22 protein-coding genes are annotated in these 21,433 nt (G+C 69.0%); 8 read left to right on the forward strand and 14 right to left on the reverse strand.

Annotated elements, in window-relative coordinates; translation table 11 throughout:
• Positions 1 to 13: 13 nt before the first annotated feature.
• Together NO978_RS04185 and secF are read right to left on the reverse strand one after the other, a co-directional pair.
• Positions 14 to 1,576: a preprotein translocase subunit SecD gene (locus NO978_RS04185; RefSeq protein WP_257298266.1), complete on the reverse strand. Its 1,563-nt coding sequence runs from the start codon at positions 1,574 to 1,576 to the stop codon at positions 14 to 16.
• Complete coding sequence (gene secF, locus NO978_RS04190) at positions 1,573 to 2,478, reverse strand: protein translocase subunit SecF (protein WP_257298267.1); 906 nt, start codon at positions 2,476 to 2,478, stop codon at positions 1,573 to 1,575. The genes NO978_RS04185 and secF overlap by 4 nt, the downstream gene beginning before the upstream one ends.
• A gap of 171 nt (positions 2,479 to 2,649) precedes the next feature.
• On the opposite strand from secF, the gene NO978_RS04195 reads away from it, so the two are divergent.
• Positions 2,650 to 2,967, forward strand: coding sequence for a hypothetical protein (locus NO978_RS04195; protein ID WP_257298268.1), 318 nt, complete (start codon positions 2,650 to 2,652; stop codon positions 2,965 to 2,967).
• Positions 2,968 to 2,987: 20 nt separating this feature from the next.
• Here NO978_RS04195 and NO978_RS04200 read toward each other — a convergent pair whose 3' ends face one another.
• Both NO978_RS04200 and NO978_RS04205 read right to left on the reverse strand, forming a co-directional pair.
• Positions 2,988 to 3,461: a DUF5812 family protein gene (locus tag NO978_RS04200; RefSeq protein ID WP_257298269.1), complete on the reverse strand. Its 474-nt coding sequence runs from the start codon at positions 3,459 to 3,461 to the stop codon at positions 2,988 to 2,990.
• Positions 3,462 to 3,506: 45 nt separating this feature from the next.
• A complete protein-coding gene (locus NO978_RS04205; RefSeq protein WP_257298270.1) occupies positions 3,507 to 4,025 on the reverse strand; it encodes a hypothetical protein in 519 nt (172 codons plus the stop codon).
• A 224-nt stretch (positions 4,026 to 4,249) separates the two neighbouring features.
• Here NO978_RS04205 and gatD point away from each other — a divergent pair, with 224 nt between their 5' ends.
• The gene (gatD, locus tag NO978_RS04210; protein WP_257298272.1) at positions 4,250 to 5,497 is read left to right on the forward strand and encodes a Glu-tRNA(Gln) amidotransferase subunit GatD; all 1,248 of its coding nucleotides are present in this window, start codon (positions 4,250 to 4,252) and stop codon (positions 5,495 to 5,497) included.
• A gap of 2 nt (positions 5,498 to 5,499) precedes the next feature.
• Positions 5,500 to 6,450, forward strand: a complete 951-nt coding sequence (locus NO978_RS04215) for a GNAT family N-acetyltransferase (RefSeq protein ID WP_257298274.1) — start codon at positions 5,500 to 5,502, stop codon at positions 6,448 to 6,450.
• A 21-nt stretch (positions 6,451 to 6,471) separates the two neighbouring features.
• Here the strand turns inward: NO978_RS04215 and NO978_RS04220 are convergent, their stop codons facing one another.
• From NO978_RS04220 to NO978_RS04230, 3 genes are read right to left on the reverse strand one after another with little or no spacing between them, the layout of a single operon-like run.
• Positions 6,472 to 6,768 (reverse strand): ubiquitin-like small modifier protein 1, encoded by a 297-nt coding sequence (locus NO978_RS04220; RefSeq protein WP_257298275.1) that lies wholly within the window; start codon positions 6,766 to 6,768, stop codon positions 6,472 to 6,474.
• A gap of 20 nt (positions 6,769 to 6,788) precedes the next feature.
• Complete coding sequence (locus tag NO978_RS04225) at positions 6,789 to 7,970, reverse strand: potassium transporter TrkA (RefSeq protein WP_257298276.1); 1,182 nt, start codon at positions 7,968 to 7,970, stop codon at positions 6,789 to 6,791.
• Positions 7,967 to 9,217, reverse strand: coding sequence for a potassium channel family protein (locus NO978_RS04230; RefSeq protein WP_257298277.1), 1,251 nt, complete (start codon positions 9,215 to 9,217; stop codon positions 7,967 to 7,969). Before NO978_RS04230 ends, NO978_RS04225 begins: the two co-directional genes overlap by 4 nt.
• Positions 9,218 to 9,326: 109 nt before the next feature.
• Here NO978_RS04230 and NO978_RS04235 point away from each other — a divergent pair, with 109 nt between their 5' ends.
• Entirely contained in the window at positions 9,327 to 10,514 is a 1,188-nt protein-coding gene (locus tag NO978_RS04235) for an NAD-binding protein (protein ID WP_257298278.1), read from the forward strand.
• 103 nt (positions 10,515 to 10,617) lie between these two features.
• Here the strand turns inward: NO978_RS04235 and NO978_RS04240 are convergent, their stop codons facing one another.
• Positions 10,618 to 12,099, reverse strand: coding sequence for an HPP family protein (locus NO978_RS04240; protein WP_257298279.1), 1,482 nt, complete (start codon positions 12,097 to 12,099; stop codon positions 10,618 to 10,620).
• Positions 12,100 to 12,202: 103 nt separating this feature from the next.
• Between NO978_RS04240 and NO978_RS04245 the strand changes: the two genes are divergently transcribed.
• Positions 12,203 to 12,937: a DUF547 domain-containing protein gene (locus NO978_RS04245; RefSeq protein WP_257298280.1), complete on the forward strand. Its 735-nt coding sequence runs from the start codon at positions 12,203 to 12,205 to the stop codon at positions 12,935 to 12,937.
• A gap of 49 nt (positions 12,938 to 12,986) precedes the next feature.
• On the opposite strand, the gene NO978_RS04250 is transcribed toward NO978_RS04245, so the two are convergent.
• Both NO978_RS04250 and NO978_RS04255 read right to left on the reverse strand, forming a co-directional pair.
• A complete protein-coding gene (locus NO978_RS04250; protein ID WP_257298281.1) occupies positions 12,987 to 13,718 on the reverse strand; it encodes a nucleoside phosphorylase in 732 nt (243 codons plus the stop codon).
• A 37-nt stretch (positions 13,719 to 13,755) separates the two neighbouring features.
• Positions 13,756 to 14,193, reverse strand: coding sequence for a hypothetical protein (locus NO978_RS04255; protein WP_257298282.1), 438 nt, complete (start codon positions 14,191 to 14,193; stop codon positions 13,756 to 13,758).
• 71 nt (positions 14,194 to 14,264) lie between these two features.
• Here NO978_RS04255 and NO978_RS04260 point away from each other — a divergent pair, with 71 nt between their 5' ends.
• Positions 14,265 to 14,465: a hypothetical protein gene (locus NO978_RS04260; protein ID WP_257298283.1), complete on the forward strand. Its 201-nt coding sequence runs from the start codon at positions 14,265 to 14,267 to the stop codon at positions 14,463 to 14,465.
• Positions 14,466 to 14,496: 31 nt separating this feature from the next.
• Here the strand turns inward: NO978_RS04260 and NO978_RS04265 are convergent, their stop codons facing one another.
• The 3 genes from NO978_RS04265 to NO978_RS04275 form a co-directional block, all read right to left on the reverse strand.
• Positions 14,497 to 15,378 carry a carbohydrate kinase family protein gene (locus tag NO978_RS04265; RefSeq protein WP_369684101.1) on the reverse strand — a complete coding sequence of 294 codons (882 nt, stop codon included), beginning with the start codon at positions 15,376 to 15,378 and terminating at the stop codon, positions 14,497 to 14,499.
• Positions 15,379 to 16,254 carry a DUF63 family protein gene (locus NO978_RS04270; protein WP_257298285.1) on the reverse strand — a complete coding sequence of 292 codons (876 nt, stop codon included), beginning with the start codon at positions 16,252 to 16,254 and terminating at the stop codon, positions 15,379 to 15,381.
• Positions 16,255 to 16,338: 84 nt separating this feature from the next.
• On the reverse strand, positions 16,339 to 17,298 hold the full coding sequence (locus tag NO978_RS04275; RefSeq protein ID WP_257298286.1) for a ribose 1,5-bisphosphate isomerase: 960 nt from the start codon (positions 17,296 to 17,298) through the stop codon (positions 16,339 to 16,341).
• 132 nt (positions 17,299 to 17,430) lie between these two features.
• On the opposite strand from NO978_RS04275, the gene deoC reads away from it, so the two are divergent.
• Positions 17,431 to 18,072, forward strand: coding sequence for a deoxyribose-phosphate aldolase (deoC, locus tag NO978_RS04280; protein ID WP_089735478.1), 642 nt, complete (start codon positions 17,431 to 17,433; stop codon positions 18,070 to 18,072).
• 17 nt (positions 18,073 to 18,089) lie between these two features.
• On the opposite strand, the gene NO978_RS04285 is transcribed toward deoC, so the two are convergent.
• Entirely contained in the window at positions 18,090 to 20,006 is a 1,917-nt protein-coding gene (locus tag NO978_RS04285) for a PGF-CTERM sorting domain-containing protein (RefSeq protein ID WP_257298287.1), read from the reverse strand.
• Positions 20,007 to 20,171: 165 nt separating this feature from the next.
• Here NO978_RS04285 and NO978_RS04290 point away from each other — a divergent pair, with 165 nt between their 5' ends.
• The gene (locus NO978_RS04290; protein WP_257298288.1) at positions 20,172 to 21,428 is read left to right on the forward strand and encodes a tRNA (N(6)-L-threonylcarbamoyladenosine(37)-C(2))-methylthiotransferase; all 1,257 of its coding nucleotides are present in this window, start codon (positions 20,172 to 20,174) and stop codon (positions 21,426 to 21,428) included.
• Positions 21,429 to 21,433 lie beyond the last annotated feature (5 nt).

Raw genomic sequence — 21,433 nt, forward strand, 5'->3', positions numbered from 1 at the left:
ACGAAACAGGGGACTACTCGTCGATCGAGAGCGTGCGCAGGATGTCACCGTAGGCGGGCCGGGTGACGAGCACCCCGATGAGCACGCCGAGGATGGTGACGATGGCGAACCCGCGCAGGTCGCCGAGACTCAGCACCGCCAGCGGCGACATCGCGATGATGGTCGTCGCCGCCGCCGCGCCGATGACCCAGAACGCCTTGCGGAAGCGCGACTGGAACACCCGCGCGGAGCTCACGTCACCCTCCGCAAGTACCTCGTCGGCGATGATGATGAGGTCGTCCACCCCCGTCCCGATGACGGCGATGAGCCCGGCGATGTGCGAGAGGTCGAGCGGCAGTCTGACCGCGGCGACGAACGCGAGCAGGAGGACGACCTCCGCCAGCGCCGTCAGCACCATGGGCACCGCGACCCGGGACTCGCCGTAGCGCAGGTAGACGACACCGCTGACCGCGAGCACCGCGATGATACCCGTGATGAGCGAGTTCGTCTTGAAGCGGTCGGCGAGCGCGGGCTCGAGCGTGTACACCTGGCGACCGTCGGTGTCGAGCGGGGCGCGCAGCGAACCGGCGCGGAGGCTGACCGCGATGGTCTCGGCCTCACTACGGCTCTGTGCACCCATCACGAAGCGGGGGTCGTCGGAGAAATCGTTCGCCCGGATGATGTCGGCGAAGCTCGGGGCGAGCGAGTGCGAGGACGCGACCTCGCCGTCGACGACCGTCAGCAGACAGTAGCCGCGGTCGTTCTTCTCCGCGCCGCCACAGGCCGCCGATCCGGCGCCCGTCGTGGTGAACTCGTTCTCGTTCAGCACGCGGGTGAACCGTTCCGCACCTTCCTGGTTCAGCACGACCGGGACCTGATAGGGGCTGGTATCGCCCCGCTCCGGGCTCCCGATGCTATCGATTCCCTCGCGGGCGACCAGCATCGTCTCCTCCATCGTCCCGTTGTCGCCCGGATACCGTGCGACGAGCTCGACCGAGCCGCGCTGGGCGACCAGCCGCTCCAGCTCCTCGGCACCCTGGTTCGGCGCTTCGACGACGATGTAGTTCCGTCCCTGCGGCGTCGTCGCGACGCGTGCCGACCCCGCTGTGAGGCCGGACTCGGCCAGCTTCTGGTCGAGCGTATCGACGATCTGCTGGCGGGTAGCAGCGGTTACGCCCTCGCGGATGTCACTCTCGCTGAACTGCCCACCGTCGCTGGTCCGGAGGCCGACCTGGTTCAGCGTGGTCGCGACCTCGGACTGATCGACGGACTTGTTGAACACCTCGACGGTGCCGACGCCCGTGTCCCGACCCACCTGGAAGTAGATGTCAGCAGTCGGGATGCTCAGGTTGTCGGCCATCGCCTGTCTGGCCTGCCCCTGGTCCTGGCCCGCGAAGTCCACGTTCTCCGCGGTCATCCCGACGACCGGGGCGCGCAGCCGCGTCCCACCGTCGAGCTGGATGCCGTACTGGAGGTTCGATATCTGGTTGTTGCCGCCGTCGGAGCCGCCGACGACGCCCGGCACGAACAGGACGACGCCGCTCGTGATGAGCATCGCGGCGAGCAGGAACACCCGCCAGTTCTCGCGGACGTTCATTCCGATGTCACCTCTTCGAGCCTGTACCAGCGAAGGAGACTCAAGTTCAACATGTACGTGTTCATCAGGTCGGTCGCCAGTCCGAGCACCAGCACCAGCCCGATGGACGCCATCAGGTCGATGCCGAACAGCGTCGCGGTCACGGCCATCACCGCCATCGCGGACATCGACGTGACCGTCATCGTCACACCGGTGTCCATCGCGCGCTTCGTGCTCTCGTAGAACCCGCCAGACCGCCGGAGGATGTGGTTGTTCAGCAGGATGTCGGAGTCAACGGAGTACCCGACGAGCATCAGCAGTGCTGCGACAGTCCCCAGCGAGAGCTCGATACCGACGAGGTTCATGATCGCGAGCGGGATGACGATGTCGGAGAACGCCGAGATGACGATCGCCGCCGAGGGGACGAACGTCCGGAACAGCCCGAACGCGAGCAGGCTCATGCCTGCGAAGGCGACGAAGAGACCGAGAAGCGCAGTGTTCTGGGCACCGGCCGCGAACGCCGGTGACACGGTCTGTCTGGAGAGCACTATGTCACACTCTTCCGGGTTCGAACACACTGGCTCCAGATTGTTGGTGGCCTGCTGGCCGAGCGCGGAGCCGTTCGTCTCCGGCCCGAACGTGGCGACGTAGGTCGGGTTGTTCGAGGTCGGGTCGCGGACCCGCTGTGTCGACAGCACTTCCGCCTCGAACGCCTGGTCGATCTCGCCTCTCGGCGTATCCGTCTGTACCGTGAGTTCGGTCCCGCCGGTGAAGTCGGTCCCCAGCGACACCGGTGTTCCGAACATGACGTACCATCCGGCGAGAACCACCAGCGCGACGGCGAGGACGGCGAGGGGCACCGCCGCAAGCTGGCGGTTCGAGTACCGGGTGTAGTCGATTTCCGGTACCTCGAACTTGCTCATGCAGGCGGCTCTGGCATCAGTCCACCTAAGCCTTCTTATCCTTGGCCGCTCCGCCGGTCGAAAAGACCGCGTTACGCCGCCCGTAACCGCCGTCGTTCGACGACTGTCGGATTGGCGCGCGCCGCGCCGACCCGGGGCACGCTTTTGCCCGGCTGGCACCTGTGTTTAGGTATGAGCACCCACGCTACTCGGATCGTCCTCTCGTACCCGGCGAACCTCTCCGACTGGAGCCGCCGACAGGTCGACACCGACCACTACCACGCCTGGCTGCGCCGGACCCACGACGAGGTCGCGGTCGGCGACGTGTGGGAGGAGTTCGTCGACGTCGGCTGCTGTGGAAGCACCTACGACGTCCCCTTGCGCGTCGAGGCGGTCGAGGGGAGCGCCACGATGGGCCCGGACACGGAGATCGAGTACACCGTCCGCGAGGCCTGCGAGATCGGCGGCGGCTGGGAGGTCCAGAGTGCCGCCGGCCCGGCCAACGAGTAGCGCGAGTCCGGTAGTGCGTGTCAGTCAGGCAGGTAGCGCACGTTCAGCACGCCCGCGTCGGGGTCGCTCCGTACCTCGACTCGCACCGCTCCCACGCGGGCGGCGCGGGCGACGGTTTCCTGATCCTCGAGCACGTCGTCGACCGCGTCGTCTGCCTTCTCGGGCGGCACCGATAGCACGTGTATCTCGCCCGTCCCGGCGCGTTCGACCCGCTCTACCTCCCCGACGGACTGCGATTCGGCGATCTCCATCGCCTGCTGCGTGGGCGAGAGGTCGCTGTCGACCAGCTCGACGGTCCGGCGGTACGACTCCTCGACGACCGTCCAGACGACCTCCATCGGTGGCTCCGCCGCGATAGTCGCGCCGACGACCTCCCCCTGCTCGTAGCCGTCGTGCTCGGACAGCGTGTGAATCTGGCTCGTCTCCACGTCCTGCAGGACGGCCGACTCCGCGTCGGCCTCCGTCACGAGGAACGTCCCCGTCTTCTCGGTCATACCCAGCGATAGTCGGTCGAGCCATTTCCGGATTTCGTCACGGGCTCACCGTGCCAGCCGCTCCACTGCCACGATGACGACCACGCCGAGCACCGGCGGCACGAGCGCGTACACCGGGTCCAGCCCGTAGCAGAACTCCACGAACGAACCCAGCAGCGGCACGTCCGGCGCCGGGTCGCGGAACTCCGCCGGTGCCGACACCAGCAACGTGACGTACAGCGACGCGAGGAACGCGAACCCCGCGAGCGCCAGCCAGAAATCCGTCCGGCGGCTGCTGCTGCCCCGCCCGGCCCGCCGCGCCGCGTAGAACGGCGGCGCTAGCAGGGGGGCGACCATGAGCATCCCCAGCCACGGGAGCATCGCCCGCGAGAACGTGTTCAGCTCCGACTGCCCGAGAGTCCACTTCACCCACTGCGGGATGGCAAGAAGCAGCAGCAGGGCGATGAACACCGACGCGAGCACCCCGATGACGGTGTAGGCCCGCAGGAGGTACGATTCGCTCCGCACGCCCTTCGCAACCGAGCGCCTGATGACGCTGTACCTGCCGGCCGACTGCTCGCTCATTGTCCGACGTTTGGCCTCTGGCGAGATAAGCCCCGCGACAACTACCGAACGGTGGCTGCGGTTCCTGACACGTCGAGACGCTCGCCGCGCGGAGCGACTACAGCCGATGGAAACGTCTGTCTCCCGCGCATCGTCGCGTCCCCACGGTTCGGTTTCGCTGGGTCGCCACCCAGACCCGAGACGGAACGGATGGCTTTACGTCCGACCGAGGCGAACCCGGATCCATGAACCCAGGCGACCGTGTCCGCGTCGAACGCGCGGACAGAGAGTACGAGGGCGTGCTGCTCCCGTCGTCGACAGCCGAGGAGCTCGTCGTGAAGCTCGACGGCGGCTACAACGTCGGCATCGAGCGCGAGGGAGCGGAGACCGAGGTGCTGGAGTCGGACGTGTACCAGATCGACGCGGCCCAGGACGAGACGGCGTCGTCGTCGGTCGAGTTCGACGAGGACCTGTCGACCATCGCGCTCATCTCGACCGGCGGTACCATCGCGTCGACGGTTGACTACCGCACCGGCGCGGTGACGGCCCGTTTCGACGCGGAGGACGTGCTGCGGGCGGTGCCGGACCTGGCGGGCCGGGCGAACTACCGGGGCCGAGTCGTCGCGAACATCCTCTCGGAGAACATGGAGGTACCGATCTGGCAGGAGCTCGCCGAGGCCGTCCACGAGGAGATCGAATCGGGTGCCGACGGCGTCGTCGTCATGCACGGCACCGACACGATGCAGTTCTCGGCGTCGGCGCTCTCGTTCATGCTCGACACGCCGGTCCCCATCGTGTTCACGGGCAGCCAGCGCTCGGCCGACCGTCCCTCCTCCGACAACGTGATGAACGCGGTCTGTGCCGTCGAGGCGGCGAAGGCCGACGCCGCGGAGGTCATGGTCTGCATGCACGCGAGCGAGAGCGACGACGTCTGCGCGCTCCACCGGGGCACCCGCGTCCGGAAGAACCACACCTCGCGCCGCGACGCGTTCGAGACGGTCGGCGCGGCGCCGCTCGGGACGGTCGACTACGACACCGAGACCGTCGAGTTCGACGGCGAGTTCGAGGAACGCGGCGCGACCGACCTCGACATCCAGCCGGCGCTCGACGAGGACGTCGAACTGGTGAAGTTCACGCCCGGGATGGACCCCGCGTTCTTCGATCTCTGTGAGGGTAAGTCAGGGCTCGTCATCGAGGGAACCGGCCTCGGGCACGTCCACAGCGACCGTATCGAGCAGCTGGAGTCGCTCGTCGACGACGGCACGACCGTCGTGATGACCAGCCAGTGTATCGAGGGCCGGGTCTGCGACCGCGTGTACGACACCGGACGCGACCTGCTTGACGCGGGGGTGGTCGAGGGCGAGGACATGCTCCCCGGCACCGCGAAGGTGAAGCTGATGTGGGCGCTCGCCAACGGCGACGACGTGGCGAAGACCATGCGGACGCCGCTGGCTGGCGAGATCACCGACCAGTCCCGGCCGTGGAACGCGTGACCATGAATATCGACCGCCGCGCGGATGTCACGTACCGTCGCGCCACGCCCGAGGACTACGACGACGTGGTCGCGTTCACCAGCGACACCTGGGCCGACCGCGACGGCAGCGACTACATCCCCGATATCTACCACGACTGGATCGAGGACGAGGACGCGTACGACGAGCAGTTCACCTGCGTCGCCGCTGTCGACGGCACCGTGGTCTCCATCGCCCAGACCGTCCTGCTCTCCGACCGCGAGGCCTGGTGCCAGGGCATGCGCACCCACCCCGACTACCGCGGCGTCGGCATCGGGCTCGAACTCACCCACGAGATGTGGGACTGGGCGCGCGAGCAGGGCGCGACCGTCGCCCGGAACATGGTGTTCTCGTGGAACGTCATGGGCCTCGGCCACTCCCGGGGCGTCGGCTTCGAACCCGAGACGGAGTTCCGCTGGCTCGAACCGGAGCCCGACGCCGACGCGACGGGCCCGCTCGACGTCACCGGCGACCCGAACGCCGCGTGGACCTACTGGACCGACTGCGACGCCCGCGACAACCTCAGAGGCGTCGGCCTCGCGATGGACGAGTCGTGGGCCGTCGCCGAACTGACCCCGGCCCTGCTCGAACGCGCCGCCGACGAGACGATGCTCGCCGCCGTCACCTCCGGGGGCGGCACCCGGGGCGTCACCTACCGCGTCCGCGACTACGAACGCGAAGACGACGAGGGCGACATCGACCACTTCGCCGAGTACGGCGTCGGCGCGTGGGACGATATCGACGCCGCCAGGACACTCGTCGCCGCCATCAAGCGCGACGCCGCCGAGCTGGGAGCCGACAGCGTCCGGGTGCTCATCCCCGAGACAGTCGACTTCGTCAGCGACGGCTCACTGCTCCGCTCGGGCATCTCTGACGAGCCCGACTTCGTGATGGCCGCGGACCTGACCGCGGACTACCGCGAGAACCACGGATAGCGCCACGACGACGGGCGGGTTCTACCCACCACTCACGGGCGGGAACAGCGCCAGCTCCGCCCCCACCTCGACCTCGGTGGCCAGCCCGTCCGCCGTCGTGAACACGTCCGCGCCGTCGAGCAGGACGTTCACGTCGGGCGCGATGCCGTCACGGGACGCCGGCTCGCCGTCGGCCAGCACGCGCTCGCGGAGGGTCGGTTCTGTCTCGAAGAGGGCATCGAGCGCGTCGCCGACGGTCGGGTCGTCGCCGTCGACCTGGACCGCGACCGCGTCGGTACCGGCGCGCTCGGCGATGTCCGCGAACAGCTTCCACTGCATGGACGTACCGTACGACGCCGTCACGAAAGCGGTTTCGCCTCCTCCCCGCGGGCGAGCGCCTCGAACCGCCGGAGTGCCGCGGGTCGCTCGACGATGTACAGCGTCGACCCCGCGACGAGCTCGGTGCCCCGAGGTGGCGTCGCGGTGACACCACCATCGGGGCCGCGGATGGCGGCCAGCGTCACGTCGAGGTCGGCGACGCTCCGGCCGACAAGCTCGCTGGTGTCGGCGAGTTCGACCGCGCTCATCGTCTCGTCGGCGGCACGAAGCAGCGACGCGAACTCCCTGTCGGCCGACGGCTCGGTGGGCAGGGTGACGAGCCGGTAGGTCGTCGTGTCCGAGAGCGCCTCGGCGTCCGTCTCGTCGACGGCGAGCGTGACCACGTCCTTCTCGGTCGTCGCGCGCAGCTCGCCGGTCGCGTGACGGACGAGCCCCTCGTCGTCGGTCCGCTCCCACACCTGGACCACGTCACCGGGGCTGGCCCCGTTCGCCGGGTCGGCCTGGACCGCGACCGCGACGGTGCCCGGCGCGAGCGTCGGGCCGAGTCCCGCCGCGCGCGAGCCGACGGCGAGGTAGTCGACGGTGCCGTCGGCCTCCAGTTCCAGGTCGACGTGGCCGACGCCGTAGTCGTCCTTCAGCCGGGTGACGACCCGGTCCTGCAGGTCCGCGACGGTGATACGCCGCGGGAAGACGAACGTCGTCCCCGCGAGTTCCTCTTTCACCTCGGGGTCGACCGGGTCGTAGCCGTCGATGTCGTCGAGGTCGTCGGGCAGGCTGACGGTAACGACGCGCCCGACCGCCCGCACCAGCTGGGAGACCTCCCGATCCAGCTTCGCGGTGCCGGTCACCGCGAAGGCGTTCGACGCGACGCCGTCGCCGATGCGACGGCCGATACCCGTCCCCAACGCGGCGGCGACGAACGTCGCGACGGTGACGACCGCCGTCGTCTCCGCCGGGAGCCCGTCCCGGCCCTGCATGACGAGCTTCAGCGTCTCCTCCGTGTTGAGCACGAGCGCGACCGCGCTGACCCCGAGCAGGACGGAGACACCCTCGGGGACCCGCTCGCGGGTGTACCACCGGTAGACGACGGCGGCGACGAGCGACGCGACAGTCGCCAGCCCGGTGAGCGCGAGGATGCGGGCCGTCTCGGCGACGAGGTCGAACGAGCCGAAGTCGACCTGTGCGGCGACGAGCCCCGTCACGCGACCGCCTCCGTGAACGCCACGAGGGCGGGCTGCCGGCCGACGACGAACAGCTCGTCACCGGCCGAGAGCTCGGTGTCACCGCGTGGCGAGAACGACCACGAGCGGTCGCCGCTGGTCCCGTCGGGCGGGCGGCGGAGCGCGAGGACCGTCACGTCGTAGCTGTCCCGGATGCTCGCGTCGCCGATAGTGACGCCGTCGAGCGGGCCCTCGGCGCCGACGGACACCTTCCGGAAGCGCCGCCCCGAACGCCGGAGCAGCGAGACGAGTTCGAACTCGCGGCGGGTTCCACGCGAGGTCACGGCGACCTGCGCACGGTCGACATCGAGCAGGGTCCGGGCCTGCTCGCGGGTGACCGCGGCCGTGAGTCGTCCCTCTCCGCCGGTCGTCGTCGGCGCGGTCGGTGCGGGGACCGGACCGTCGTCCGTTCCACCGTCGGTCGCCACGCCGTCGTCCGTGTCCGGCTTCGGCGGTGCCGGCGCGGGCGAGCCGTCGCTCTTCGCACTCAGCAGCGTCCCCGCGACGCGTGCCTCGCCCGCCCGGACGACGACGGAGTCGCCGCGGGCCGCGCCCGTCGGCAGCAGTGCCGTCACCGACACCGCGCGCTTGCCCGGCGGGACGCGACGAGAGAGCCCACTCGCCGGCGGGGCGGCCGCGATGGTCGCCCGACCCTGGGTGTCGAGCGTCACTGCGGCGTCCGCGAGGTCGTACTCCGTTCGGAGCCGGTCGACGAGGCGGCTCTCCAGTTCGGCGAGCGGCAGGTCCGCGGGCAGCGACCACGACCCATCGGCGATGGTCTCGCGGAGGTCCGCCGGCAGGGGCGGGTAGCCCTCCATGTCCCGGACGGGACCGGACGGCCGCAGCGTGACCTTGCCGACGCCGCCGACGATGTCGACGACGTCGGCCGAGATGTTGCGCCTGCGGAGCGACGCGAGCGTCACCCGCTTGGGCATCGACACGCCGAGTTTGTCGCCCTGACTGTGTGCCCACAGCGAGAGCATCATGATGACGACGACCGCGACGAGCAGCCGGGGCGAACTCGACACCGTCGGGTCGAGCAGCCCCATCAGCCCGCCGTTGACGCCGGCGATGGCGACCGACAGCACCACGACCCCGAGCCCGGGGAGCGTGACACCGGTCACGTACTTGAACAGGAACCCGAGCGAGCCCGATACGAGCGCGGGGATGATACCGGTGAGGAGACCGAGGTAGATACCGTAGAGGACCTCGACGGGAAGCGACGCCATGTCCCTGCCCTCGGGTGCCGACGGTAAATCGGTGTCGCCGCTGGAGCTGGTGGCCGGCCCCGGTGCCGACACCGCGACCCTTTTCACCTATCCGGCGCACTGGCGGCGTATGGGACTGCTGGACAGGTTGACGAGCGCACGGCTGCCGGTCGCGCTGACCGGTCTCTCCGCAGTCCTCTCCATCGCGACGGGCATCGCGAACATCGGGTCCGCTCCCGCCGGCCCGCTCTCGCCGTACATTCCCGTGGCGGTCCAGCAGACAGCTGGGTTCACCGGCGCGATGACCGGCTTCCTGCTGCTGCTGAGCGCCTACACGCTCCGGCGGCGACGGCGCGGCGCGTGGTACAGCGCGCTGCTGTTGCTCCCGCTGGCCGCACTGCAGGGCGTCATCCAGACCAGCCCGTACTCCTACCCGCTCGTCGTCCTGTCGCTGCTGGCGATACCGGGGCTGCTGGGCAACCGCGATCGCTTCGACCGGAAGCTCTCGCTGTCGACCTCGCAGCTGGCCGCCGGCATCATCCTCGCGAGCGTCCAGGTGTACGGCACCGTCGGCGCGTACGCGCTCCGCGACGAGTTCCCCGCCATCCGGGACGGCTCCGCGGGGCTGATCGACGCGTTCTACTACACCATCGTCACCGCCAGCACGGTCGGGTACGGCGACGTGACGCCCGACCCCACCTCGACCCGCGGGAAGCTGTTCGGGCTCTCCGTCGTCGTCCTCGGCGTCGTGAGCTTCACGGTCGCGCTGGGGACGCTGCTCGCACCGCTGCTCGAAGCCCGGTTCCAACGCGCACTTGGGAGAATGACAGAAACACAGCTCGACCTGCTCGAAAACCACGTCATCGTCCTCGGCTACGGGGACCTGACCGAACCGATCCTGAACGAACTCACCGACGGCGACGTCCCCTTCGTGGTCATCGTACCGGACCAGGCGCGCGCCGCCGAGCTCTCCGACCGCGGGATGAACGTCATCACCGCCGACCCGAGCGACGAGGAGCCGCTCCGGCGGGCGCAGCTGGCCGACGCGACCGCAGTCGTCACCGCGACGAACAACGACGCGGAGGACGCCCTGGCGGTGCTGACCGCCCGCCAGCTCCGGCCGAACGTCCGCATCGTCGCCGCGGCGACCGACCGCGAGAACGTCAAGAAGCTCAAGCGCGCCGGCGCGGACACCGTCATCAGCCCGGCGGCCATCGGCGGCCACCTGCTCGTCGAATCGGCACTCGGACGGGGCGACACCGAGGACCTCGCGGACAAGATACTGAAAGACGAGGGGCCGTCGGACCGGACGGAGTAGTCGGCGAGGAGCGTCCGGAGCGTCGTCCGCGAACGATTCTGTCGCCATCACACACGTACCACCGCACAGAGACGAGTCGTCCGTTCGACGGACTCCGGCCCGCTCACCCGCCGCGGTGGACGATGGCCACGTCGCAGTCCACGTCCCGTAGCTTCTCGAACGTCGGTGGGGCGAGAAAGCGCGAGGCGCCGGTCCGGTCGGTGCTCGCGCCGACGACGACGAGGTCGTGCGACGGCGCGTTCGTGCTGAGGAAGCGCTCGATGGAGTCCCGGGAGACCCGCGTCTCGAACGTGCCGTCGAACGGCTCGACGAGGTTCACCAGCATCGACTCCGCACGCCGACGGTGGCTCTCGGTGTCGATGCAGGTGCAGACGCTCACCGTCCCCGTCGCACGGGAGACGCGCTGGGCGAAGTCCAGCATCGCGTGCGCGTTGTCCCCGGGCCGTGCCACCGCGACGAGCACCCGTCGCCAGCGGCTCCGCCCGGACACCGACCGGAACGCCACCACGTCGATGGGGTCGTCGAACAGCGATTTGACGAAGGGAGAGAGACTCCCGTGGCGCTCCTCGTACGGCGTCACGACGAGGTCGCAGTTCGCCTCCTGTGCGGCCTGGAGCACCACGTTCGCGGGGCTGCCGGACTCGCTCGCGACGACGACCTCGCAGGGGACGCCGACCCTGGTCTGGATACGGCCGGCGAGGCGCTCCAGTCGCATCGCCGCCTGTCCTGCGACCTGCTCCGCCGCCTCGGTCGTCGGGTCCGTCCCGTCCGCGTCGGACGCTGCCTCCGATGCCCCCGACCCAGCCTCCTCGTCGCGACGGATGCCCGCCTCCGCCTCGGCGATCTCGCTCTCGGACACCAGGTCGAGCAGCACCACCTTCCCGGCGTCGTGGGCTGCCGCGATGTGCGCGCCGAACATCGCCGTCTCGTCGGCGGTCTCGCCGCGGACCGGCACCAGCACGTGGTCGTCGCCCTGCGTCGTGCGGTAGAGGTACTCCGCGCGCCGGTCGTAGAACAGCTCGCGCCAGGCGTAGAACGCCGTGGCGATGAACGTCGTCGAGACGATCACGCTCAGGACGTACTCGCCGCGCGAACCGCCCGTGAGTAGGGTCAGCAGCGCGGTCGAGAACGCCGTCGGCTCCTCCAGGTCGAGCGCCCACGTCACCGCACCGGTGAGGAAGATGCTGACCCCGGCGTCCAGCGTGCTCACCGACTGGATGCCGATACGCGTGCCACCGCTGACACCTGCCACGCCGGTGATTTCGATGGCGAGGAAGCCACACACCGCGCCGACGGTCATCCCGCCGACGAACTTCGGGGGCGAGGCGTACTTTCCCTCCGGGTCCGAGAACAGGGTGTACGTCCCCGAGGCCAGCGGGGGGAACAGCAGGAACGACAGCGCCGGCGACGCGTTCGAGATGTACGTGACGAAGGCGATGAGCAACGGGACGAACACCAGCACGGAGAGGTGCAGCAGGTTGTTCGTGTGCTCGACCCAGCGACGGAACTCACGCAGCTCGCGCCGTTCGACCCGACGGACGCGAGCGAGGAGCCGTTGGAGGCGCGCCCGCAGACCCGAGAGCATGGACCGCCGTTTCCTCCCCAGCGAGAAAACCGTTCTGTCGTGCCCCCGCCGGATACCCGCCGGTAGCCGACCGCTTTTGCCGCCGCCGTCCCAACCTCTTGGCATGGCCGCCGTCGACCACGACGACCCCGTCTCGCTCGCCACCAGCTTCCTTCGAGCGGTGAAGACGGGCGACGACAGCCGCGCCCACCGCCGGGCCCTCGCCGGGCTCGACGACCGACGGCTCGCCCGCGAGCTGGACGGAGACGCCCCCCGGACCGCGTTCTGGCTCGACGTGTACAACGGCTTCGCGCAGTACCTGCTCAGGTCGAACCCGGACCGCTGGCAGAAACGGCGGCTCCCCCCGACGCGGCCGGTCTTCACCGACGAGCTGTTCACCGTCGCCGGCCACGACCTGAGCCTCGACGACGTCGAACACGGCATCCTCCGCGGCTCGCAGTCCGGCGTCGGCCTTGGCTACCTGCCACGAATCCGCGTCGACGGGTTCGAGCGCCGCCACCGCGTCGACGAGCTCGACCCCCGACTCCACTTCGCGCTGAACTGCGGTGCCAGCTCCTGTCCCCCGGTCGCGGTGTACACCCGGGACGGCGTCGACGACGAGCTCGACCTGGCGACGGCATCGTACCTGGAGAGCGAGTGTCGCCACGACTCGACGGCGGACGTGGTGCGGGTGCCGAAACTGTTCTCGTGGTACCGCGGCGACTTCGGCGGGAAGTCGGGCGTGGTTCGGTTCTTGAGACGGTACGGCGTCGTCCCCGGCGATGCCGCGCCGTCGCTCACGTACGCAGACTACGACTGGTCGATGAAGCTCGGCAAGTTCGCCGAGCTAGAGGCGTGAGTGCGTCGGCAGGTCCGCCGGGAGACCGAGAACGACCGTTCGAACTGCCCTACTCCCGCAGCGCGCGGACGGCTTCGAGCGAGATGTCGATGGCGCGACCGACGTTGTTCTTGGCCTTCTCGGGCAGCTCCTCGTCCTCGGTCTCGGTACCCTTCTGGGTTCCCTTCACGAGGTTGCCGTCGACGGTGCAGATGGCGCCCGCGGCGAGGCCCTTCCGACGGGCGAGCGTGAACACGGTCGCAGCCTCCATCTCGACGCTCAGGATGCCCGCCTCCTCCCAGTCAACGACGTAGTCGTCGGTCTCGGCGTAGTAGGCGTCGTCGCTGGCGATGGGGCCGACGTGGACCTCCTCGTCGTTCGCCTCGGCGCCGTCGACGAGCGCGGTCATGACGTCGAAGTCCGGGACGGCGGGGTACTCGACGGCCTCGTACCGCTTCGAGGTGCCCTCGTTCTTCGCCGCGCCGGTGGCGACGATCATGTCGCCGATCTCGACGTCGTGCTGGAGCGCGCCGGTCGTGCCGACGCGGATGAACGTCTCGACGCCGACGTTGCTCAGCTCCTCGACGGCGATGGCGGCGGAGGGACAGCCGATGCCGGTCGAGCAGATGGTCAGGTCGACGCCCTCGTAGGTCGCGTTGACGAGTTTGTACTCCCGGTTCTCTGCGACGACCTCGTGCTCGTCGCAGTGGCCGGCGATGCGGTCCACGCGGCCCGGGTCGCCCGGGATGAGCGCGATGTCGTGTACGTCTCCCTCCTCGACGAGCAGATGCGGCTGTGTCATACCCACGGCTTCGCCGGAGCCCGAGAAAAAACGTTCGTCACGCGCCGAGCCCGAACAGCGCCACGGCCGTCACGGTGGCCCCGTAGACCACCGCCGAGAACAGCCACTGGAGGAACGTCGCCTCCTGCCGGTCGTCGTCGAAGCCCGCCGTCGGGAGCACGACGAAGCCGAAGAAGTTCATGATGAAGACGGTGAACACCGTCGCCGGGAGCACGACGGCGGCCCACGTCCCGAACCGCGGTTCGAGCGCGACGACGGCGACGCCGAGACCGAGCCCGCCGACCACCCCCGTGCCGTGGTGGACGACCTGCGCCGCGAGGGTCGACACCGCCTCGACCGGACGGCGCTGGAGCTTCGAGGCCGCGACGGCGGCCGGGGTGAACCCTTCGGGCATGAGCACCATCGGCACGTCCATCACCAGCGCGCCGGCCAGCCCGGCAGCCACGCACACCGCGAGCGTCGTCACCGTCGACATGGCGTCGGCTTCGGGCGGTCGTGACTTAATCCCGTGGCATCAGTGCCATCCCGCAAGAACCGTTTCCGAGGATGCGTGACACCCTCCTCGACCGGGCGACAGTACCTCTCTTCGTCGACGCGTTCGAAGCGTCGATGTACCGCGTCGCCATCACACTCCTCACCGCGTTCGGCGCCAGCGCACCCGGCTACGCCGACGTGCCCTCCCGCTCCCGGTGGCAGTCGGGCTCGGAGGAGAGACGTTCGTCGCGGTGTTCCTCGCCAGACAGGTGAACTGGGGCACTGTCGACTGCCCGACCGTGAGTCAGTACTGCTCGTCGAGGAACGTCTCGAGCTCGCTCTCCGTCGGCGCGGCGCGGGCACCCTCCTCGGCGGCCGCGAGCGCCCCGCAGGCGTTGCCGTGCTCGACGGCCCGCTCGTAGTCCTCGATTTCGAGCAATGCCGCGACGAAGCCCGCCGCGAAGGCGTCGCCCGCGCCCGTCGTATCGACGGGGTCGACGCCGAATCCCGGGTGTTCGTACGTCGCGTCCGGCGCATGGACGACTGCGCCCTCGCTGCCGTGCTTGATGACGAGGACGCGGTCCGCGAACGCCGAGCCAGGGTACTCCGTCTCGAGAACGCTCTCCGCCTCGCGGTCGTTCAGGAACAGGATGTCGGCGGCGTCGAGCGCCCGCGAGAAGTCGCGGTCGGCGAGTCGCCGCCCCGGGTCGAAGCTGACGCGCACGCCCGCTTCCGAGGCGGTCTCTGCGAGGGCCGCCGCGGTGTCGGGGCGCTGGCTGGTCAGGTGCACGTGGTCGGCCGCGCGGACGTAGTCGGGTTCCACGTCGTCCGGGGTGACCGCCTCGTTCGCGCCGTCGTTGCCGAGCACCGCGACCTCGCCCTGCTCGTCGACGAGCAGGTACTTCACTGCGGTCTGGCCGTCCGAGACGGTCAACAGGCTCTGGAGGTCGACGCCCGCCTCGTCGAGCTCGCGACGTGCGAGCAGGCCGTTCTCGTCGTCGCCGACGCTCCCGACGAGCCCGGTGTCGACGTTCAGCCCCGAGAGTGCGACGGCGACGTTGGCAGCACTCCCCCCACCGGACGACTGCTGTGAGCTGATCCGTGACTCGCCGTCCGGTTCGGGCAATCGGTCGACTCGGAGGGTCACGTCCCAGTTGACGTGGCCCGCGGTCACCACCTGCGGCACTCAGGCCACCCCCGCGACGTGTGCGATGGCGAGTGGCACGTCCGCGGCCGTCACGTCGCTCGACACCGCAAAGAGCAGCAGGTTGTGCAGGCCGGGGCCGAAGCCGACGGCCGCGACGAACGCCAGCGCGAGCCGGCCGTACCGGGGCTGCTCGTCGATGTACTCCTTGAACGCCGCGACGACCACGAGTGCCAGCAGCACCTTCACGAGGACGAACAGCCAGCCCGCGCCGATGGCGTCGTACGTCGGGAGCTGCTCGCCCGCCTGCAGGATGTACTTCGAGAGGACGACGCGCTCGCCCCCGCCGAGCTGGTCGTAGCCGACGGCGGTCGTGACACCATCGAGGGTGTGTGCGAAGACGACGACTGCGCCGGTGCGGCCGGCCTTGGCGGCGACCTCCGTGTAGCGCAGGCTCAACAGCACCCAGGCGACCGCCGCGACGATGGCCGCGACGACCGCACCGATGACCGACCAGAACGGGGTGAACGTCCCGTTCTCGAGCGACGTGAGGATGGCGAACATGACGAAGGTAACGCCGAAGCCGGTCCCGACGGTTCCCAGGCCGCGGTCGGCGTCGAAGTGCTGACGGACCGCGGCGAGGAACGTCATCAGTATCCAGGTGAGAGCCACCACCGTCGCTGTCGTGATGTAGACCGTGAGCGTGCCGAACAGGGGTTCGATCGAGGCGGGGTAGACCTCGAGAACGTAGAGGACGTGGAGTATCGCCCCCGTGAGCATCCACGGGACGAATGCGACGGCTGTCCAGTCCGTGACGGGCGGGTGGACCGCCCAGAGTAACGCCACCACCCCGAGGAAGGCGAGCACGAGCGGCACCGCGTAGACGAGCGGCGGTAGCTCTGCCCCTGCAAGTACCATGGTCGCATATCGTGAGAGCAACAGGAAAGAAGGTTCCGGTAGCCTACCGTCGGAAAGTTACGCGACCGACCCGTCCTCGTCCGGTCACGCCTCCCACGGGCGGGCGGTGTCCCGGCCGAACAGCTCTCGCATCAGGACGACGATGCTCTCGGGCGGGAACTGTCCGCGTTCGGTGACGATGGCGTCGACGTACCGCGGCGGTGTCACGTCGAAGGCCGGGTTCTCGACGGCGAAGCCGTCGGGGTCACCCTGGATGCGCTCGCGCTCCACGTCGTCGATGACCTCGTCCTCGTCGCGCATCTCTATCTCGACGGTGTGGCCCGTCAGCGTGTCCGGGTGCAGCTTGATCGTCTGGGCGCCGACCATGATGGGCACGCCCCGGTCGCGGGCGTTCACCGCCAGCCCCGAGGTGCCGATCTTGTTGATGACGCTCCCGTCCGCCGCGATGGAGTCCGCGCCGACGACCACGTGGTCCACCTCGTCGAGGTACCGCCGCGCCGCGCTGTCGACGATCATGGTGACGGGGACGCCCCAGTCGCGCAGCTGCTCGGCGGTGATGTGGCCCTGCTTCCGGGGCCGGGTCTCCTTGACGATGGCCTCGATGTGCTTCCCCTGGTCGACCGCGGCCTTCACACACGACAGCGCGTCCGTCGAGTGGCAGTGGGTCATCACCACGTCGCCGTCCCGGAGCCGGTTCGCGCCGACCTCTCCGAGTCGCGCCTGGGCCTGATCGAGCTCGCGCTGGAACGCCGCGGCGCTCTCGACGGCCGTCTCGCGTAGCTCCCGGACCGTGTCGCCCTCGATGTCGGCCATCACGAACCGGAGCGCGTTCGGCAGGCTCACCGCGGTCGGTCGCGTCTCGTACAGCGTCTTCGCCGCCCTTCGGAGGTCCTCGCGGAACGCCTCGGGCGAGTCGGCGTCGGACTCCCGCGCCTGGACCGCGAGCGCGCCGGCAGCCGCGTCCGCGATGGTCGCCGCACCGCGAATCTCCATCGTCGCGATGTCGTCGGCGGTGTCGGCAACGTCCGGATGTACGTCGGTCATACCTCTCATCTCGACCGCGACGACACAAAAATTGCGCGGCGCGAGCCGACGTCTCGGGAGGGCTACGGAGGGGTATTGACCGGTCGGCGACGACCGGCGACTACTAAACCCTCGGCCGCACAACGGGGAGCCATGAACCGCGACGAACTCGCCGCGAGCATCGACCACACCGTGCTCGGCCCGGAGACGACGCTCGACGACGTCGAGCGCGTCCTCGACGAGGCCGCCGAGCACGGCATGAACGCCTGCATCCCGCCGTGTTTCGTCGAGGAGGCGGCCGACTACGCGCCCGACGTGACGCTGGCGACGGTCATCGGCTTCCCGCACGGCAACAACACGCCCGAGATGAAGCGCGACGAGGCCGTCGCGGCGTGGGACGACGGCGCTGACGAGCTGGACGTGGTCATCAACGTCGGCCGGCTGAAGGCGGGCGACTCGGGCACCGTCCACGACGAACTGGAGGAGCTGGTCGCCGCGGTGCCGGTGCCGGTGAAGGTAATCATCGAGACGGCGCTGCTCACCGACGAGGAGAAGCACGCCGCCTGCAAGGCCGCCGCGGACGCCGACGCCGACATGGTGAAGACCTCGACCGGCTTCGCCGACGGCGGGGCCGAGGTCGAAGACGTCGAGCTGATGAGCGAGTACCTCCCCGTGAAGGCGAGCGGCGGCGTCGGCTCGTGGGCCGACGCGAAGGCGATGTTCGACGCCGGCGCGGTGCGCATCGGCGCGTCCAGCGGCGTCGCTATCGTCGCGGACTACGAAGAAAACGAGTAGTCGGACCGCGGCTGGTTCTACTCTGCGCGCCGACGGCCGAACAGTGCGAGTGCGACGAGTGCGACGAGCGCGACGGCCGGGCCGAAGCCGGGCATACCGCCGAGCAGGCCACCGCCGTCGTTGTCGACGCTCAGGTAGTTACGGGCCTCCTGGGCGTCCATCTCGGGGAAGTCCTGTTCGTCGGGGTCCCAGTCGCCGGGCATGAAGACCTCGGTGTCCTCGCCGACGACCGCGAGTTCGCGCACGTCGGACTCGCTGGCGTCGCCGGAGACGGCGCCGGAGAGCCGAACGTAGGTGGCGCCCCCGTCACCGGAGAGCTCGCCGTAGGCGCTCTCGATGCTCAGGTCCTTGCCGTACTCATCTTCGAGCACGTCACGGAAGGCGGAGACGTTGTCGAAGCTCGCACCGGCCTCGAAGGTGACGGTGCGGTCCTCCATCGAGACGTCCATCTTGGCCGTCTCGAACTCGGACTGCTGGAAGGCGTCGAGCATGGCACGGGACTGGTCGCTCCCGGTGCCTTCACTCGACTGGAGCATGCTGTCGATGGCCCCGCTCACGAGCTCTTCCTGGCTGAAGGTCGCGGACATCTCGGCGCTCAGCTCGCCGTTCTCGGTCTGTGCGCTCGCGGAGAACTCGGTGTTGCCGGACCACTCGACGCCCCGGCTCTCGAGTTCCTCGACGTAGTTCCCCCAGTTCTCGGTCTCGTAGTCGGCGGAGAACTTGACCGCCGCCGTGTTCTGGTCGGGCGAGGAGACCGAGCCACTCCAGGTGAACTCACTGGTGAGATCGGCCGCCTGCTGGGCCTTGAGACGGGCCCGTGCGTCCTCGAGGTTCATCTGGCTGCTGTTCATCTCGGAGGCCTCGGCGATGTCGAGCATCGCCGTCGATGCCTCGTCGTAGTTGTCGATCTGGACCGACCAGCTCGCGCTGGCCTCCTCGCTCGTCACGTCGACGGTCGCGGAGAGCTCGGTCATCTCGACGGACTGGAGGCGCTGGGCGAGGTCCTCGGCCTCGCTCTCGGAGAGGTCCATCTGCTGGGAGGACGCGAGAGACGTCGTCAGCTGCTCGGAGACGGCCTCGTCGACGCCGGTGAACTCGACCGTGTAGCTCATGTCGACCCGGTTGGTCTCGCTGTCGAACGAGTGCGAGTCGACGGTGACGGAGACCTCGCCGTCGAGCTGTCGGGCGACGACACCGAACTGGGCCTCGAGGCTGCGACGGGCGCTCTCGCGGGTGTTCCACGAGTCAGCGCTGTAGGAGCCGACGACGTAGTCCTGTTCGCCGGAGAGGACGTAGCTGTCCTCGCGCTCTTCGAGCGTGAACGCGAAGTGCATCTCGTCGACGCCGGGGTCCTCGGAGAACGTCGCGCTGACGGAGCCGTCAGTCGAGAACGCGCTCCCGGTCGTCGTCATCGAGCCCTCGGTCGAGACGGATTCGACCATCGAGGTGCCCGTCGAGGCGGTGCCGGACTCGCTGGTGAACGTCCCGTCGAAGGAGACCGAGCCCTGGGCGTTCTCGCGGGTCTGCTCGCCCGAGGCCTTGAACGAGAGGTCTTCGATGGAGTCGGGCGTGTCCACTGAGAACGCGCCGTCGCCGGTCATCGACTCGGGCGTGAGTTCGAACGAAGCCTCACCGGAGAAGTTGTCTTCGGGGGCCTCGTCCATCGTGTCGTTGAGGAACACGTGCATCAGGCCCTCGGAGAGGTCGGCACCGTAGTGGCCGGTGCCGGTTCCACTCGCGTCGTCGCGGTAGACGAGGACGGCGTCACCGTTGTCCTCGACGTAGATTTCGTCTGCCGATTCGAGGTCGTCTTGCTCCTGCGTGCCGTTCAGGGCGGACAGAGAGGAGCCACCCACGGCAACCGCGCCGACGCTGCTCGTCACGAGCAACGCGGCGAGCGCGAGTGCCAGGAGTGCGCGGCTTTGTGTTCGCATCACAGGTTATGTGTTGAAGTTGAGAGGTAAAAACCCCATCGGCTTGGTTTCAGAGTGTGAAGACGCGGCAACAATAGGCGCCGGTGCGCCGCGGACGGGCTCTCACACACGGACGCGGGGGTTATCGTCGCGCTTTTGAACGCGCACCGGCAACAGGGGATAGGAATGGCCCGATACCACATCGAGACGTACGGCTGCACCTCCAACCGGGGTGAGAGCCGACAGATAGAGTCGGCACTCCGCGACGCGGGACACTACTGCGTCGACGGTCCCGAGCAGGCCGACGTCGCGATACTGAACACCTGTACGGTGGTCGAGAAGACGGAGCGGAACATGCTCCGACGGGCCAAAGAACTCGAAGCCGAGACGGCAGACCTCATCGTCACTGGCTGTATGGCGCTGGCCCAGGGCGAGGAGTTCCGCGACGAGGCCGTCGACGCCCAGATACTCCACTGGGACGACGTTCCGACGGCGGTGACGAACGGCGAGTGCCCGACGCCCGGTCCCGGCGTGGAGCCGGTGCTCGACGGCGTCGTCGGCATCCTCCCCATCGCCCGGGGCTGCATGAGCGACTGCTCGTACTGCATCACGAAGCAGGCGACGGGCAAGATAGAGTCGCCCTCGGTCGAGGAGAACGTCGAGAAGGCACGCGCGCTGGTTCACGCGGGCGCAAAGGAACTCCGCATCACCGGCCAGGACACGGGTGTCTACGGCTGGGACGAGGGCGAGCGCAAGCTACACACGCTGCTCGACCGGATCTGCACCGAGATAGACGGCGAGTTCCGGGTGCGCGTCGGCATGGCGAACCCGAAGGGCGTCCACGGCATCCGCGAGGAGCTGGCCGACACCTTCGCGAGACACGACGAGCTGTACGACTTCCTGCACGCGCCGGTGCAGTCCGGCAGCGACGACGTGCTCGGCGACATGCGACGCCAGCATCAGGTCTCCGAGTACCTCGAGGTCGTCGAGGCGTTCGACGACGCGCTCGACTACTGGACGCTCAGCACTGACTTCATCGTCGGCTTCCCCACGGAGACCGACGAGGACCACGCACAGAGCATGGCGCTGCTGCGCGAGACCCGCCCCGAGAAGATCAACGTCACGCGGTTCTCGAAGCGCCCCGGCACCGACGCCGCGGAGCTGAAAGGTCTCGGCGGGCAGACGAAGAAGGACCGCTCGAAGGCGATGTCCGAGCTGAAGATGAACGTCGTCGGCGACGCCTACGAGGCGATGGTCGGCGAGACGAAGGACGACTGCCTCGTCGTCGAGCACGGCACCGGCGACTCGGTGAAGTGCCGCGACTCGGCGTACCGCCAGATAATCGTCCGGAACGCGACAGAGCACGGCCTCGAACCGGGCGACTTCGTCGACCTCGAGGTGACGGGCCAGAACACGGTCTACGCGTTCGGCACGCCGGTGTAACGTGG

It is taken from the genome of Haloarchaeobius sp. FL176, assembly GCF_024609245.1.
GTDB lineage: Archaea > Halobacteriota > Halobacteria > Halobacteriales > Natrialbaceae > Haloarchaeobius.

Excerpts from the sequence above, each read along its gene's own strand:
- secF (WP_257298267.1), bottom strand. The coding sequence starts at position 2,478 with ATGAGCAAGTTCGAGGTACCGGAAATCGACTACACCCGGTACTCGAAC.
- NO978_RS04230 (WP_257298277.1), bottom strand. The coding sequence starts at position 9,217 with ATGGCGTCGCTTCCCGTCGAGGTCCTCTACGGTATCTACCTCGGTCTC.
- gatD (WP_257298272.1), top strand. The coding sequence starts at position 4,250 with ATGAACCCAGGCGACCGTGTCCGCGTCGAACGCGCGGACAGAGAGTAC.
- NO978_RS04235 (WP_257298278.1), top strand. The coding sequence starts at position 9,327 with ATGGGACTGCTGGACAGGTTGACGAGCGCACGGCTGCCGGTCGCGCTG.
- NO978_RS04255 (WP_257298282.1), bottom strand. The coding sequence starts at position 14,193 with ATGTCGACGGTGACGACGCTCGCGGTGTGCGTGGCTGCCGGGCTGGCC.
- NO978_RS04275 (WP_257298286.1), bottom strand. The coding sequence starts at position 17,298 with ATGACCGACGTACATCCGGACGTTGCCGACACCGCCGACGACATCGCG.
- deoC (WP_089735478.1), top strand. The coding sequence starts at position 17,431 with ATGAACCGCGACGAACTCGCCGCGAGCATCGACCACACCGTGCTCGGC.
- NO978_RS04205 (WP_257298270.1), bottom strand. The coding sequence starts at position 4,025 with ATGAGCGAGCAGTCGGCCGGCAGGTACAGCGTCATCAGGCGCTCGGTT.
- NO978_RS04185 (WP_257298266.1), bottom strand. The coding sequence starts at position 1,576 with ATGAACGTCCGCGAGAACTGGCGGGTGTTCCTGCTCGCCGCGATGCTC.
- NO978_RS04240 (WP_257298279.1), bottom strand. The coding sequence starts at position 12,099 with ATGCTCTCGGGTCTGCGGGCGCGCCTCCAACGGCTCCTCGCTCGCGTC.
- NO978_RS04195 (WP_257298268.1), top strand. The coding sequence starts at position 2,650 with ATGAGCACCCACGCTACTCGGATCGTCCTCTCGTACCCGGCGAACCTC.
- NO978_RS04215 (WP_257298274.1), top strand. The coding sequence starts at position 5,500 with ATGAATATCGACCGCCGCGCGGATGTCACGTACCGTCGCGCCACGCCC.
- NO978_RS04290 (WP_257298288.1), top strand. The coding sequence starts at position 20,172 with ATGGCCCGATACCACATCGAGACGTACGGCTGCACCTCCAACCGGGGT.
- NO978_RS04200 (WP_257298269.1), bottom strand. The coding sequence starts at position 3,461 with ATGACCGAGAAGACGGGGACGTTCCTCGTGACGGAGGCCGACGCGGAG.
- NO978_RS04285 (WP_257298287.1), bottom strand. The coding sequence starts at position 20,006 with ATGCGAACACAAAGCCGCGCACTCCTGGCACTCGCGCTCGCCGCGTTG.
- NO978_RS04260 (WP_257298283.1), top strand. The coding sequence starts at position 14,265 with ATGCGTGACACCCTCCTCGACCGGGCGACAGTACCTCTCTTCGTCGAC.
- NO978_RS04245 (WP_257298280.1), top strand. The coding sequence starts at position 12,203 with ATGGCCGCCGTCGACCACGACGACCCCGTCTCGCTCGCCACCAGCTTC.
- NO978_RS04220 (WP_257298275.1), bottom strand. The coding sequence starts at position 6,768 with ATGCAGTGGAAGCTGTTCGCGGACATCGCCGAGCGCGCCGGTACCGAC.
- NO978_RS04270 (WP_257298285.1), bottom strand. The coding sequence starts at position 16,254 with ATGGTACTTGCAGGGGCAGAGCTACCGCCGCTCGTCTACGCGGTGCCG.
- NO978_RS04250 (WP_257298281.1), bottom strand. The coding sequence starts at position 13,718 with ATGACACAGCCGCATCTGCTCGTCGAGGAGGGAGACGTACACGACATC.